At 35.1% G+C, this 14,829-nt stretch carries 12 protein-coding genes; 7 read left to right on the top strand and 5 right to left on the bottom strand.

Annotated features, from left to right (window positions below):
- The 5 genes from DNC80_RS12560 (at nucleotide 1) to DNC80_RS12540 (ending at nucleotide 4,989) form a co-directional block, all read left to right on the top strand.
- Nucleotides 1-327, top strand: a complete 327-nt coding sequence (locus DNC80_RS12560) for a nucleotide pyrophosphohydrolase (RefSeq protein ID WP_007811153.1) — start codon at nucleotides 1-3, stop codon at nucleotides 325-327.
- A 100-nt stretch (nucleotides 328-427) separates the two neighbouring features.
- Nucleotides 428-1,669 carry a 3-phosphoshikimate 1-carboxyvinyltransferase gene (locus DNC80_RS12555; RefSeq protein ID WP_182651524.1) on the top strand — a complete coding sequence of 414 codons (1,242 nt, stop codon included), beginning with the start codon at nucleotides 428-430 and terminating at the stop codon, nucleotides 1,667-1,669.
- Between the two features lie 141 nt (nucleotides 1,670-1,810).
- A complete protein-coding gene (queA, locus tag DNC80_RS12550; protein ID WP_144891626.1) occupies nucleotides 1,811-2,860 on the top strand; it encodes a tRNA preQ1(34) S-adenosylmethionine ribosyltransferase-isomerase QueA in 1,050 nt (349 codons plus the stop codon).
- A gap of 314 nt (nucleotides 2,861-3,174) precedes the next feature.
- The gene (kynU, locus tag DNC80_RS12545; RefSeq protein WP_182651523.1) at nucleotides 3,175-4,473 is read left to right on the top strand and encodes a kynureninase; all 1,299 of its coding nucleotides are present in this window, start codon (nucleotides 3,175-3,177) and stop codon (nucleotides 4,471-4,473) included.
- 87 nt (nucleotides 4,474-4,560) lie between these two features.
- On the top strand, nucleotides 4,561-4,989 hold the full coding sequence (locus DNC80_RS12540) for a YMGG-like glycine zipper-containing protein (protein ID WP_182651522.1): 429 nt from the start codon (nucleotides 4,561-4,563) through the stop codon (nucleotides 4,987-4,989).
- Nucleotides 4,990-5,051: 62 nt separating this feature from the next.
- Here the strand turns inward: DNC80_RS12540 and DNC80_RS12535 are convergent, their stop codons facing one another.
- A complete protein-coding gene (locus tag DNC80_RS12535; protein WP_182651521.1) occupies nucleotides 5,052-6,584 on the bottom strand; it encodes a cryptochrome/photolyase family protein in 1,533 nt (510 codons plus the stop codon).
- A gap of 2 nt (nucleotides 6,585-6,586) precedes the next feature.
- On the bottom strand, nucleotides 6,587-7,228 hold the full coding sequence (locus DNC80_RS12530) for a flavin reductase family protein (RefSeq protein ID WP_182651520.1): 642 nt from the start codon (nucleotides 7,226-7,228) through the stop codon (nucleotides 6,587-6,589).
- A 166-nt stretch (nucleotides 7,229-7,394) separates the two neighbouring features.
- Here DNC80_RS12530 and DNC80_RS12525 point away from each other — a divergent pair, with 166 nt between their 5' ends.
- Complete coding sequence (locus DNC80_RS12525; protein WP_182651519.1) at nucleotides 7,395-9,782, top strand: penicillin acylase family protein; 2,388 nt, start codon at nucleotides 7,395-7,397, stop codon at nucleotides 9,780-9,782.
- Between the two features lie 65 nt (nucleotides 9,783-9,847).
- A complete protein-coding gene (locus tag DNC80_RS12520) occupies nucleotides 9,848-11,188 on the top strand; it encodes an NAD(P)/FAD-dependent oxidoreductase (protein ID WP_182651518.1) in 1,341 nt (446 codons plus the stop codon).
- Between the two features lie 42 nt (nucleotides 11,189-11,230).
- On the opposite strand, the gene DNC80_RS12515 is transcribed toward DNC80_RS12520, so the two are convergent.
- Genes DNC80_RS12515 through DNC80_RS12505 form a run of 3 tightly spaced genes read right to left on the bottom strand, consistent with a single transcriptional unit; the run spans nucleotide 11,231 to nucleotide 14,432 of the window.
- Nucleotides 11,231-12,487, bottom strand: coding sequence for an NAD(P)/FAD-dependent oxidoreductase (locus DNC80_RS12515; protein WP_182651517.1), 1,257 nt, complete (start codon nucleotides 12,485-12,487; stop codon nucleotides 11,231-11,233).
- A gap of 44 nt (nucleotides 12,488-12,531) precedes the next feature.
- Nucleotides 12,532-12,894 (bottom strand): cupin domain-containing protein, encoded by a 363-nt coding sequence (locus tag DNC80_RS12510; protein ID WP_182651516.1) that lies wholly within the window; start codon nucleotides 12,892-12,894, stop codon nucleotides 12,532-12,534.
- Nucleotides 12,895-12,911: 17 nt separating this feature from the next.
- Nucleotides 12,912-14,432 carry a helicase HerA-like domain-containing protein gene (locus tag DNC80_RS12505; protein ID WP_182651515.1) on the bottom strand — a complete coding sequence of 507 codons (1,521 nt, stop codon included), beginning with the start codon at nucleotides 14,430-14,432 and terminating at the stop codon, nucleotides 12,912-12,914.
- Nucleotides 14,433-14,829 lie beyond the last annotated feature (397 nt).

Raw genomic sequence — 14,829 nt, 5'->3', positions numbered from 1 at the left:
ATGAACCTAAAAAACGCCCAGTTAGACGTAGACACCTGGATTAAAGAACATGGTGTTCGTTACTTTAACGAATTAACTAATATGGCACAACTTACCGAAGAGGTAGGCGAAGTAGCTCGTATTATTGCCCGTCGTTACGGTGAACAATCAGAGAAAGAAAGTGATAAAAACAAAGATTTAGGCGAGGAGCTTGCTGATGTCGTTTTTGTAGTATTGTGTTTAGCAAATCAAACGGGGATTGATTTACAAGCCGCTTTTGATAAAAAGATGGATTTAAAATCCGTAAGAGATAAAGACCGTCACAAAAACAACGATAAACTAAAATAAATTGTCAATTGTAAATTATGAATTGTGAATGAGTAGTAGTAAATTGCGCATTTGGGTTATTTAATTCATAACTCATAATTCACAACTTATAAATACAAAAATGAATTTAAAAGTAACTACGAATTCACCTTTTACGATTGACGATGTACAATTAAACATAACAGGTTCCAAAAGCGAAACCAACCGTCTACTATTGTTGAAAGCTTTGTTTCCTACTATTACGCTCAATAATACCTCTAATTCTGATGATAGCGAGGTCATGCAAAAAGCCTTGAAAGGCCATGCAGAAATAGTTGATATTCATCATGCAGGAACGGCTATGCGATTCTTGACGGCGTATTATGCAGTGCATGAAGGTCTCGAGGTAATACTGACCGGTTCTCAACGCATGACGGAACGCCCAATACAAGTTTTGGTAGAAGCACTACAACAGTTAGGAGCCGTAATATCATATGAGAAAGAAGTAGGTTATCCACCCATCAAAATCAGTGGTCAAAAAATAACGGCCTCAAAAGTGTCCATCCCAGCTAATGTAAGTAGTCAGTATATTTCTGCTTTGTTATTGGTGGCGCCAAAACTAGAGAACGGAATCGAAATTACGTTGGTAGGTGAAATTACCTCCGTTCCCTACATCAAAATGACATTAGCATTATTAAATGATTTAGAAGTCAAAACAAAGTTCGAAGGCAATGTAATTACGGTTTATCCTAAGAAAGAAGTAGTTGCAAAGTCTATGACAGTGGAGTCTGATTGGAGTTCGGCTTCGTATTTTTTCAGTCTAGTAGCACTTTCTAGTAAAGCTTCAATAACCTTAAAAAGTTACAAACAAGATAGTCTTCAGGGCGATTCCGCTTTGGTCGAAATTTACAAAGAACTTGGGGTTGTTACTCATTTTATCGGGGACCAGATGACCTTGAGCAAGCAACAAGATTTTAGTCTGCCGGAACAAATCAGTTTTGAATTAAACAACACACCTGACATAGCTCAAACCATTGTGGTTACTTGCCTTGGTTTAGGAATTGGCTGTCACCTTACAGGACTTCATACTTTAAAAATTAAAGAAACAGATAGGCTAGAAGCACTGCGAATTGAATTAACAAAATTAGGAGCAACTATTTCAGTGACACACGATAGTTTAACGCTTATAGCAACAAAGCAATGTATCCCAAATGTATCTATAGCCACTTATAATGATCACCGCATGGCAATGGCATTTGCACCGCTTGCCATAAAAGTTCCTATAATTATTGAAAATGCCGAAGTAGTTTCAAAATCATATCCTGATTTTTGGGATGATTTAAGAACAATTGGGTTGCATTGTCAAGATGAAATGGCCCTCTAAGTGCCCGCTAAACAACGACTTTTAAAAATAAACCCTAAAACACTTGACAACGCCTCTCTCACAATCGTATATTTGCACACGATTTATATCCAGTTTCATTTAAATAGGTACTGCATAAATCATAACATATAACTTTTTCAAATGAAATTATCACATTTTCAATTCGATTTACCAAAAGAACTTCTTGCAGAGTATCCAGCCGAAAACAGAGACGAAGCACGTTTAATGGTTATTGACCGTAAAAAACAAACCATAGAACACAAAATGTTCAAAGATGTTATTGATTATTTTGACGAAGGCGATGTCTTAATTTTGAATAATACTAAAGTTTTTCCGGCTCGTTTATACGGAAATAAAGAAAAAACTGGAGCAAGAATCGAAGTGTTTTTATTGAGAGAATTAAACTCTGAGCAAAGACTTTGGGATGTTCTTGTTGATCCAGCGCGTAAAATTAGAATTGGAAACAAACTATATTTTGGTGACGATGACTCTCTAGTTGCTGAGGTTATTGACAATACTACTTCTCGTGGTAGAACCCTGCGTTTTTTATATGATGGTTCTTACGAGGAATTCCGTAATAAATTAACAGAACTTGGTGAAACTCCAATCCCTAAATACATTTCTAGAGATGTAACTCCTGAGGATGCAGAGCGTTACCAAACTATCTATGCTAAAGAGGAAGGTTCTGTTGCAGCACCTACAGCTGGTTTGCATTTCTCTAAACATTTATTGAAAAAACTAGAAATAAAAGGTATCAATTTTGCCGAGGTTACGCTTCACGTAGGCTTAGGAACATTTAATCCTGTTGAGGTTGAAGATTTATCGAAACACAAAATGGATTCTGAGGAATTAAAAATTACTCAAGGAGCCTGTGATATCGTAAACGCAGCCAAAGCTAAAAAGAAACGTATTTGTTGTGTAGGGACAACTTCTATGCGCGCTGTAGAAAGTTCTGTTTCATCACAAAACACACTTAATCCGTTTGACGGATGGACAAATAAATTTGTTTTTCCACCGCACGATTTTGCTATCCCAACGTGTATGATCACTAATTTTCATACTCCAAAATCAACTTTATTAATGATGATTTCTGCTTTTTGTGGACACGATTTAATGAAAAGAGCATATGCCGAAGCAATCGAGGAGAAATATAAATTTTACTCTTACGGTGATGCCATGTTGATTCTATAATACAACAAAATCATATCATAAGTATTAAATCTCGTCATTCGTGGCGAGATTTTTTTTTGGTGTGCCCCTCCCAAAAAAAGGTCGGGTCGGGCTATCCGCTCTATCTTTATTTTCTTAAAGAAAGAAAATAAAGGATGCCGCTGTTATCCCTCACACAAACTCGTCCGTCAATCTCGATCCTCTTCTATCAGGATTTTTAATGATAAAGCTCGGTTCTAACTCTGGTTTTTGGGATTTCATGAAGTTCCTAATTCGTTTAAACACTTGCTACTATCGCTGCATTTTTTGTACATTTACAAATCTAAACCGAAAGTATGAAATTTCAAAATACCCTTGAATTTGCAAGGCAACTAGATATCCAAGATCCTTTAAACAAATACCAAGAGGAATTTATTTTTCCGCAAGTAAACGGAAAAAAAGTAATTTATTTTACCGGAAATTCACTTGGATTACAACCCAAACGCACCAAAGCTTTTGTCGACGAAGTCATGAATGATTGGGCAAACCTAGCTGTAGAAGGACATTTTTATAGTGATAAACCGTGGTGGGATTACCACGAACGTTTTGCTAATCCGTTAAGTAAAATTGTTGGAGCACTTCCTACCGAGGTTACCGTGATGAATACCTTGACCGTGAATCTTCATTTACTAATGGTTTCTTTTTACCAACCTACAAAATCCAGATTCAAAATTATTTGTGAGGAGAAGGCATTTCCTTCGGATCAATATATGTTTCAAAGCCAAGTTGATTTTCATTCAAGATCGGTAGGTTTTGATCCTAATGAAGCATTAGTAGAAATTAAAAGACGCGAAGGCGAACATAACATCCGTCTTGAAGATGTGTTAGCAAAAATAGAAGAAGTAGGCGATCAGTTGGCTTTGGTTCTCATTGGTGGGGTCAATTATTACACTGGTCAAGTTTTTGATATGAAAACGATAACTGCTGCAGGGCACAAAGCAGGTGCTTACGTAGGATGGGATCTGGCACATGCTGCAGGAAATGTAAAGTTAGAATTACACAATTGGAATGTAGATTTCGCTTCATGGTGCAGTTATAAATACATGAATTCAGGGCCAGGAAATGCATCTGGTTGTTTTATTCATGAAAAGCATCATAACAATAGTGAGCTTCCAAGATTTGCAGGATGGTGGGGACATAATAAAGAACGTCGATTTAAGATGGAGCAAACTTTTGATCCCGTTCACGGTGCCGATGGTTGGCAAATTAGTAATTTACCCATATTGTCATTAGCTCCTTATTTGGCATCAGTAACTATGTTTGATGAAGTAGGTATGGATGCTCTAATTCAAAAAAGAGACAGTATCACATCGTATTTAGAGTTTATTTTACATGAAATAGATAAAGAAGTTGAGAGTACTTTTGAAATCATTACACCACAAAACCCTTTAGAAAGAGCTTCCCAACTTTCTGTCTTACTGCATGGTGAAGGACGCAGTTTGTTTGATTATTTAATGAAAAATGGAGTAATTACAGATTGGCGTGAACCTAATGTGATTCGTTTGGCGCCTGTACCTTTATATACCTCTTATGTAGATATGTATGAGTTTGGCCAAATTTTAAAAAAAGGAATTTTAGAGAAAGCGAGTCTATGAATTATGTAAATTAAACTTGGAATTAGATAATTGAACTAGGGTTTTTATGTTGTTACTTTGTTGTTTAACAATAAAATAAAAATAATTATGAAAATAGTATACTTTATGTTACTTGCTATGGCGGTAGTTTCTTGTCAAAATCAAGGTAAAATGGATGTTGCAAAAGCAAAAGCAGCAACAGTTGATTCTATGAAAGTAGAAATGGAAAAGCAAAGAGTAATTGACTCTATGCAGCAAGTAATGGTGAAAATGGAAGAGGCTAAAGTCGAAACCCAAAAAGAAGTTGTTGTAGTTAACCAGCAAGCTCCTCAAGGAACCACAACTACAACTACGACAACTAAAAAGAAAGGTTGGAGTAGCACTGCTAAAGGAGCAGTAATTGGTGCAGGAGTAGGAGCAGCAACCGGAGCAATTATCAGTAAGAAAAAAGTGCAAGGTGCTATTATTGGTGGTGTTGCAGGTGCAGGAGTTGGTGCTGGAACAGGTGCAATTATTGACGGTAGTAAGAAAAACTAAATTCGTTTTTAGAAATAAAAAAAGCGTTTCAATTCTGTGAGGAGTTGAAGCGCTTTTCTGTTTTAATAAGAATCCATATTGTTTATAATTTCATTTGCTTTGATCTTAATCTTGTATAAATCTTCAGGATCAATTTTTTTAAGAAGGTTTAGCATCATTCCCATACGCTGGTTTCCTTTAAAGTATTCTTTCTTTTCGTCCAGAAAATTCCAGTACAGCGTATTAAATGGGCAGGCTTTATCTCCAAATTTTTCTTTTACATTGTAGTGGCATGTAGCACAGTTGTTACTCATTTTATTGATATAACTCCCTGAGGAAACGTAAGGTTTTGTTGCAATAATTCCGCCATCTGCATATTGTGACATTCCTCTAGTATTGGGCATTTCTACCCATTCAATGGCATCTATGTATACGCCTAGATACCAATTGTCTACTTCGTCAGGATGAATTTGCGTTAACAGAGTAAAATTCCCAATCACCATGAGGCGCTGTATGTGATGTGCATACGCATCCTTCAAACTTTGATTTATCGCGTGACTCATGCAATTCATTTTAGTTTGACCTGTCCAGAAAAAATCCGGAAGTTTATTGGTGTTGTTTAAAGCATTCATCGTAGAATAGTTCGGCATTTCTTTCCAATAAATTCCTCTTATGTATTCACGCCAACCTAAAATTTGCCGAACAAAACCTTCAACCTGTGAAATGGAAATGCTGGATTCGTGTTCATGATAGTGTGTAACTACAGTTTCAATCACTTCTTTTGGTGAAAGCATTTTGCTGTTCATGGCAAACGATAAACGTGAATGAAACAGATATTTTTCATCTGTATGCATGGCGTCTTCGTAATCTCCAAAGTGGCGAAGCAAATGAACACAAAAATAATCAAGTTGCTCTAATGCTTGCCCTCGGCTGGTAGGCCAGTCAAAGTTTTTCGGGTCAATTGTACCAAATGTATTGATTCCAGCTTTTTCAATTTGAGAGAGAAGCGCTTCAATATCGGTCCCAAATTTTTTTGCTGCAGGAACTGGAACTTCTCCTTTGTATTTTTTTCGATTATCAGCATCAAAGTTCCATTGATTGCCAACTGGTGTTGAGCCATCCATTAGAACATGGTGCTTCTTACGCATGTGTCGGTAAAAATTTTCCATTAGCAATAACTTCTTACCTTCAAAAAAATCGGTCAACTCCTCTCGTTTGGTGTAAAAATGTTCCGTATCGAATGCTTGGGTCTCAATGGTAAGTTTTGAGCAAATCAATTTTAATTGCTGATCCAGACGGTATTCGTCAGGCAGTTGATATTCAAATTTGGTAATGCCATATTTTTCAATACAAGAGGCAATCAGTTGATCTAAATTTTGAGGATTATCTAAGGCTGTAATTTCGAAATAGAGTACTTGATGACCTTTATCTTTAAGGTCTGTGTAAAAATGCCTCATGGATTGAAAGAATGCCACAACTTTCTGTATGTGGTGCTTGACATAATCTGTTTCCTGACGCATTTCGGCAAGCAAATAAATGGTAGTATCATCTTTTTCTTGAAACCAAGAGTGCGTCGCATTCAATTGATCACCAAGGATTAACCGTAGTTTTTTCATGTTTATTTTTTGAAAAAGGAAGTAGTTGGAATTTCTTTTCGGGCATACTGGAAACGGTCCAATAATTTGGGTAAACAATACCCGTCTAAACCATTTATAGCCACAACATTTCCACGATCTATTTGCAACCAGCCATCTTTATGTTCTAATTCTTCTTTGTAAAAGATATGTTCAATAGATGCAATAACATGTATGGTGTCATTTTCTACAATATGATATTCATTAACATACTTACACAATAATTGTACTGGACTTCCTTTAACAAAAGGAGTAGGGATACCTTCTTTGAATTCTTCTTCAAGTGTTGTTTTGTCAAACTCAGAAACTCCTAATTCATAATTGGCCGAGGTGTGATGTGCAGCTTCAATCATATCTGCTGTGATGTGATTTACGGTAAAGTAGCCAGTATCTTTAATGTTTTTGTACGTATCTCTAGGAACCGTAGTGGGGCGCATAATAAACCCAATCATTGCAGGATTACTCCCCAAATGGGTTACGCTACTAAAAATGGCAACATTTGATTTTCCATCAATAGATTTTGTTCCCAATAAATTTGCTGATTTATATCCCGTACACGAATTGATTAAGTTTAATCTTTCAATTTTTTCCATTTGAGAAATGATATCTCGTGAAATATGTTTCATAAGTCGTATTATTTTAAACAAAGATACTTTTTGTTTAATTAATCAAGAAATAAATTAAACAAAATATAGATATTTTAAATTATTTTATTGCATCGTACTCCAGTCGTAATTATTTGTTTCATATCACTTCCAAATCCTATATATTTGTTTTTCAATTTATCCCATGATGAAAACACTAAAAAAATCTCTTTTTATTTTACTGGTACTAGTAGCCGTTTTAGCAGGTTCTATTTTTATGTATGCACTATACTCAAAGCCTACATATGAGGGAGAGTTAGCGTTAAAAAACATTCAAAAAGAAACAACAGTTCATTTTGATGAATTTGGTGTCCCTCACATCTATGCTGAAAATTCAAAAGATGCTATGGTCGCGCTAGGTTATGTACATGCACAAGATCGATTATGGCAAATGGAATTAATGCGCCGCATAGCTCCAGGCAGGTTATCAGAAATCTTTGGATCAGTAGCGTTAAAAAATGATAAATTTTTTGCCGGCTTAGGGATTGAAGAAGCTTCTTCTAAAGCAATAGCAGCATTGGATAAAAACAGTCCAAGTTACCAACTAACGATGTCTTATCTTGATGGAATTAATCAGTTTTTAGACGAGGGTAAAACTCCGATTGAGTTTAGTTTGATAGGCGTAAAAAAAGAGAAATTTACCATAAAGGATGTCTATAATATTTTTGGATACATGTCTTTTAGTTTTGCAATGGCCCAAAAATCAGATCCTTTGTTAACAGATATTCGCAATAAATATGGTGCTGAATATCTTAAGGATTTAGGAATAAATGGGGAATTCAATACTACCAAAATAAAAAACGCATTCGAAAATCCTCAAGAGTATGCCGCTATATCTAAATCTATTGCGCAACTTTTAGACCAATCGCCTGTGTCTCCTTTTATAGGAAGTAACAGTTGGGTGATTGCACCTAAGAAAACTAAAAACGGAAAAGTTATTTTTGCTAATGATCCCCATATTGGGTTTTCTCAACCTGGAACGTGGTATGAAGCTCATATTGTGGTGCCAGATTTTGAGTTATATGGTTGTTATCTAGCAGGAACACCCTATCCTTTATTAGGACACAATAGAGATTATGCCTATGGATTGACCATGTTTGAAAATGATGATATCGATTTGTATCAAGAACAATCCAATCCTAAGAATAACAATGAGTATAAAACTCCCAATGGTTATAGTACTTATGAAATTAGAAAAAAAACAATAAAAATTAAAGACTCCACAGATTGTGTTTTGAACTTGAAATTAACACGTCACGGACCTATAATGAATGACTTAATGGATGGTTTAGAGCCTAATAAGCCCGTTGCCTTATCTTGGATTTATACCCAACAACCCATCAATATTCTTGATGCAGTTTATTTTCTTTCGCATGCAAAGAGCAAAGCTGATTTTAGAAAAGGGGTTGCATTAATAACTGCTCCAGGATTAAATGTAATGTACGGCGATGCTAAAGGAAATGTAGCATGGTGGGCTACTGGTAAATTGTACAAACATAATAAAGGAGTAAATCCAAACTTTATCTTAGATGGAGCTTCGGGTAAGGATGATATTGTTTCGTTTTTGGATTTCTCCAAAAATCCTTCGGCAGTAAACCCAAGATGGAATTACGTTTATTCAGCAAATAATCAGCCGGAACCTATAGATGGATTTAATTATCCTGGATATTATTTACCAGAAGATCGCGCCAAAAGAATTGCTCAATTATTAGATTCTAATTCCTCTTGGGATAAGGAAGCTGTTGGAAATATGATTTTTGATAACGTTTCATCGGTTGCGCCAAATGTAGTCAAGGAGTTGATTGCAAATTGCAGTTCTAAAGCACTTTCGAGTACTCAAAAACAGGCAATTTTAATTTTAAAAGATTGGAAAGGCTCTAATAATCTGGATGATGTTGCTCCTACAATTTACAACAAATGGGTATATCAATATATGAAAAACACTTTTGAAGACGAGTTAGGAAAGGAAAAGTTTGAAATGTTCCTGGGCACCCATGTCATGAAACAGACAATTGCGAATCAAATACAAAATAAAAATTCTGTTTGGTGGGATAACATTAATACTAAAAACAATAAAGAAACTAGAGAGAATATAGTATTACAGTCATTTAAAGAGGCTATATCTGCGCTTGAAAAACAATTGGGCCCAGACGTATTGGCTTGGACTTGGAATAGAGTTCATACTTTAGAACACCAACATCCTTTGAGTAAAGTTGCTGTTTTGAAAAACATTTTCAATGTAGGTCCTTTTGAGGTATCAGGTTCTAGCGAGGTTATTAATAATTTATTTTTCAGTTATAATAGCAGTGGGATTTATGATGTAAAAGGCGGGCCTTCTACCCGAAGAGTTATAGATTTTTCGGATATTGAAAACAGTTTGAGCATTTTGCCTACTGGACAATCAGGGAATCCCATGAGTGCCCATTATGATGACCAAGCGGAGTTGTACAATACAGGTAAATTCAGGAGAATGTTATTAAATAAAGAGGAGATACAAAGAACTTCTACTAAATTAATTTTTACTCCTAGTAAATAATGTCTGTTTTTTCAAGAGCATAAACTAATTAATGAGTAGTTTTGCTTAACATATCATCAAAAATAATGCAAACACCTCAAAAAATTGCTGTAGTAGGTTCAGGTTTAGTAGGGACTCTATTGGCAATATATTTAAAAAAATTAGGACATACTGTTCATGTTTATGATAGAAGTCCGGATATACGCAATATTCAATTTTCTGGTCGATCTATCAACTTAGTAATGTCTAATAGAGGATGGAAAACATTAGAAGATATAGGTCTTGATGATGAAATACGTGCTATCGGTATTCCTGTAGACAAACGAGGAATACATTTACAAGACGGAAGTTATGTAACTCAAAATTATGGTAAGGAGGGAGAGGCAATCTTTTCACTTTCAAGAGGGATTTTAAACCGTAAAATGATAGATCTTGCCGAAAAGGAAGGGGTGGAATTCTTTTTTAATCAAAAAATATGGGACGTCACCTTAAATGATGCTACTTTACACATAGGTGAAACGGAGCGTGGTGAATGGACAGAGATTAAATTTGACAAAGTTTTTGGAGCTGATGGTGCTTTTTCACGCATTAGACACAAAATGCAACGTCAATCGATGTTCAATTATTCTCAGGAGTTCATGAAAATAGGGTATAAGGAATTGCATATTCCTGCAAATCCTGATGGTTCACATAAAATAGATGCCAACTCATTACACATTTGGCCAAGAGGTGATTTTATGTTAATGGGTTTATCTAATCTTGATGGTAGTTTTACATGTACTCTTTTTATGCCTTTTGATGGTGATAATTCATTTGAAAAGCTAAAAACGGAGAAAGACTTGGTTGATTTTTTCGCTAAATTCTTCCCTGATACAAAAGCTGTAATCCCGAATCTGGTGGAAGATTTTTTTAAGAACCCAACCAGTTATTTGGTAAAAATGAAATGCTATCCTTGGACCTATGATGATAAAGTTGCTTTAATAGGTGATGCCGCTCATGCAATAGTACCTTTTTATGGACAAGGGATGAATGCGGGATTTGAAGATATTACTATTTTACAAGACTGTATTGATAAACATGGAGATAACTGGCGAGCAATTTTCTTAGAATATGAGCAACTTCGCAAACCAAATGCGGATGCTATTGCTGAACTTGCCGAAAGAAATTTTATGGAAATGAGTTCAAAGACTGCTGATGAGAATTTTTTATTGCAAAAGAAAATTGAAAAATGGTTCTCAGACAAACATCCTGATAAATGGACGCCTCTTTATAGTTTGGTCACTTTTAGTCTTACGCCTTATGCCGAAGCGCTGGCTCTTGGTGAATACCAAAACAAAATTATGGAAGATGTGTTAAAGATGGATGATATTGCTACTATCTGGGATTCCAAAAAAGTAGAAGATAAAATATTGGAACTTTTACAATAAAACAAAGGACTCTTTTTTAGAGTCCTTTGTTGTTTTTTCTAGTTATTTTTTTGTGGCGGGTTTTAATAAAACACGCAATGTACTGTCATTATTAAAGTAACTAAACATCCAGTTTACAAAAATAGAGAGTTTGTTCTTTACGCTCAAAATTAACATGAGGTGAACAAACATCCAAGTGAACCAAGCCAATCGTCCTTGAAAACTAAATTTAGGTAAATCAACAACTGCTTTTCTTTTGCCTACTGTGGCCATGGAGCCTTTGTCGTGGTACTCATATTCAATTTTCTTTCCATTCTTTAAAGCTAATTTGAAGTTTTTAGCTAAAATTTTGGCTTGTTCAATAGCTACACTTGCTACTTGTGGGTGTCCGTTTGGATATTTTGGGGTTGTCATAAATGCAATATCCCCTAGGGCATAAACGGAATCTAATCCAGCAATACCATTAAAGCGGTCTACTAGAAAACGGTTGCCTCTTGTTAATGCACTTGTTGGTATTCCTTCTAGAGTATTTCCAGTAATACCTGCAGCCCATATTACATTTTTTGAACGGATAATTTCTCCATGTTGTAAACTTACCGTCTCCCCGTCATAATGACTTACTAGGGTATTGGTCATTACAATCACTCCTAAATCTTCAAGATATTTCTTAGACATTTTTTGGGAGTCAACACTCATTGGATTCAAAACATTGGGTGAACCCTCCAGTAAATAAATGGTTAGTTTTGAGAAATCTTTGTCAGGATAATCTTTTGGGAGTATATTTTTTTTCATCTCTGCAAGTGCCCCCGCAAGTTCAACACCGGTTGGTCCTCCACCTACTACAATAAAGTTCATTAAAGATTGTAATTCCTCAGCAGGTGCAATCAAGGCGTCTTCAAAGGTCTGCAAAATTTGGTTGCGCAATTGTATTGCCTCAGGTACTGATTTCATTGGGAATGCATGTTTCTCAATTTCAGTATTGCCAAAATAATTTGTGGTACAACCAAATGCTACCACTAAGTGATCATAATCAAAATCAGCAATGGATGTTCGGAGAGTTTTATTTTGAGCATTCACACTAATGACATCAGCAATACGGATACGAACATTTTTTGAATGTTGAAATACTTTTCTCAATGGAAAAGAAATACTTGCTGGCTCTAGTCTAGCGGTGGCTACTTGATACATCAAAGGTTGAAATTGATGGTAATTGTTTTTATCAATCAATAAAACGTCGTAAGCAGTGTTTTCTAAGTCTTGCGCCAATCTTAAACCAGCGAAACCAGCTCCAATGATTACAATTTTTTTCTGATGTTCCATGTTTGTTTTCTTTTATACGTATAAAGATACCATTTATCTTTTGCTTACGCTTCTCTGTTAACTTTTTCTATCGAAAATGCAGGTTTGCAAATAGCGATATATTCACAAGGCTCGTCAAAAGGATTGGAATATTGCACTCGTGTATTTTTTTCAATTTTTATTGATTGACCCGCTTCAAGAATAACAACTTCGTCTTCTATTATGAATTGTTTTTTACCACTAATAATATAAGTATACTCCTCAAATTGGGGAGTTTGAAAAGGCTCACTCCACTTTGGGGGAGCCACCATGTGTGCAATTGAGATGTCGTTGTTTTGAGTTGCAATTGAGCCATGGTGTTCTTCAATCAATTTTCCGTCAGTGGTTGGGACTACAAAAGGGTTATTTTGAACTAAATATTTTTTCATATTTTGATTTTATAGCATTACTTTTTAAATATTTTGGTTAAAACTCCAAATACTCCTCGGATAAAAGTTGCACTCGTAAGCACTTTTAAAACAGATTTACCCACAACGCTAGCAGTGCTTGGCCCTTCATTTTTCTCTTTTTCAATTTTTTCTTCCTCAGTATTTTCAGCTACGCTTTCATTGACCTCGGAAATCTTTTTTTGCAGCATTTCATAGGCGCTTTCTCTGTCTACAACAGCGCTGTATTTTGAGACAAGTTTCGAAGAATTATTAATAGCGTCAATTTCACCTTCGGTTAAAATATCCATTCGACTCATAGGTGCTCTCATCATGGTTGCAGCAAGAGGAGTAGGGATACCCTTTTCATTTAATGCTGTAACAAGTGCTTCTCCAATACCCAGACTTGTAAGGACATCTTCAGTGGTATAATATTCAGAGGTAGGATAATTATCGGCAGTTTGTTTGATGGATTTTCGGTCATTGGCTGTAAAAGCTCTTAATGCATGTTGTATTTTTAAACCTAATTGCGCGAGTACACCACTAGGGATGTCCATTGGGTTTTGAGTTATAAAATAAATCCCAATACCTTTTGATCGAACTAGTTTTACAATAGTTTCAATTTGTTCTAATAAGGTTTTGCTTGCTTCGTTAAATATCAAATGCGCTTCGTCTATGAAAATGACTAGTTCAGGTTGTTCAGCATCTCCTTGTTCAGGCATCTGTTGGTAAATCTCTGCTAATAAACTCAACATAAAAGTCGAAAACAATTTCGGTTTGTCTTGAATATCTGTTAGGCGCAAGATATTCACGTATCCTTTGCCATTTTCATCTATGCGCATCAAATCATTGATGTCAAATGACATTTCACCAAAAAACAAATCGGCTCCTTGTTGTTCAAGTTCAATTATTTTTCGCAGGATAGTCCCCGTTGTAGCAGTTGATATCTTTCCGTATAATTCCTCAATCTCTTCTTTGCCTTCTTCGGTGATGTAGTTGATAACCTTTTTGATGTCTTTTAAATCGAGTAATGGCATTTTATTGTCATCACAATATTTAAAAATTACTGCTACAACTCCAGCTTGCGTATCATTTAAATTGAGAATTCTAGAAAAAAGGACTGGCCCAAATTCTGAAACAGTGGCTCGCAATCGCACTCCGTTTTGCTCAGACAAGGTTAATAGTTCAACTGGAAAACTTTCTGTGTTGTAAGGAATGTTGATTTTGGCATGGCGATCAGTTATAAAATCTTTTTCTTCGCCCTGTTTAGCTATCCCGCTAAAATCACCTTTAATATCCATCATTAGAACAGGAATACCAAAAGTGGAAAGCTGCTCAGATAGTACTTGAATTGTTTTTGTTTTTCCAGTACCTGTAGCGCCAGCGATTAATCCGTGGCGGTTAAGTGTTTTTAACGGTATTTTTACGTAAGTATTTGGTACAGCTTCTCCATCTAAAATAGCACCGCCTAGGGTTATACTTTCGCCTTTTGATTGAAAGCCTTGTGTTATATACGTGGTGAAATCATCTTTTTTGCTCATAATAGGTTTGAATTTAAATCGTATGCAAGTTATTATTTTTTTATAAAACCAACAATTTAAGTATTTCCTGCAGTGTTAAAGCTTTTTTGTTATAAAAAAGGTAAAATATATTTTTTTTATTGCATGTCTTGTTTTTGAAATATTATAATAAATTTTCTTAAAAAATTAAATTATTTTTCGTGAAAACATTCAATTATATGTGAATATGGAGTTAAATGAAGATATTGGGCTTTAGAATGTGTTATTGAAATAAATTTAATTGCAATTAAATAAAACAAGGTTTTTTTCTTGGAACTAATAATTTAATTTTGCCTAACTCCAGTTTAATTTTCATAAAGATAATTTAATTAAAAACTTTAAAAATAAAAAAAAATGGAAACCTTAAAAAAGTAAAAGG

Origin of the sequence: Flavobacterium sp. SOK18b (assembly GCF_014156605.1) — a bacterium.
Lineage (GTDB): Bacteria > Bacteroidota > Bacteroidia > Flavobacteriales > Flavobacteriaceae > Flavobacterium > Flavobacterium tiangeerense.
Note: the sequence above shows the minus strand (reverse complement) of the source record. Positions and strands in the feature narration are given on the sequence as shown.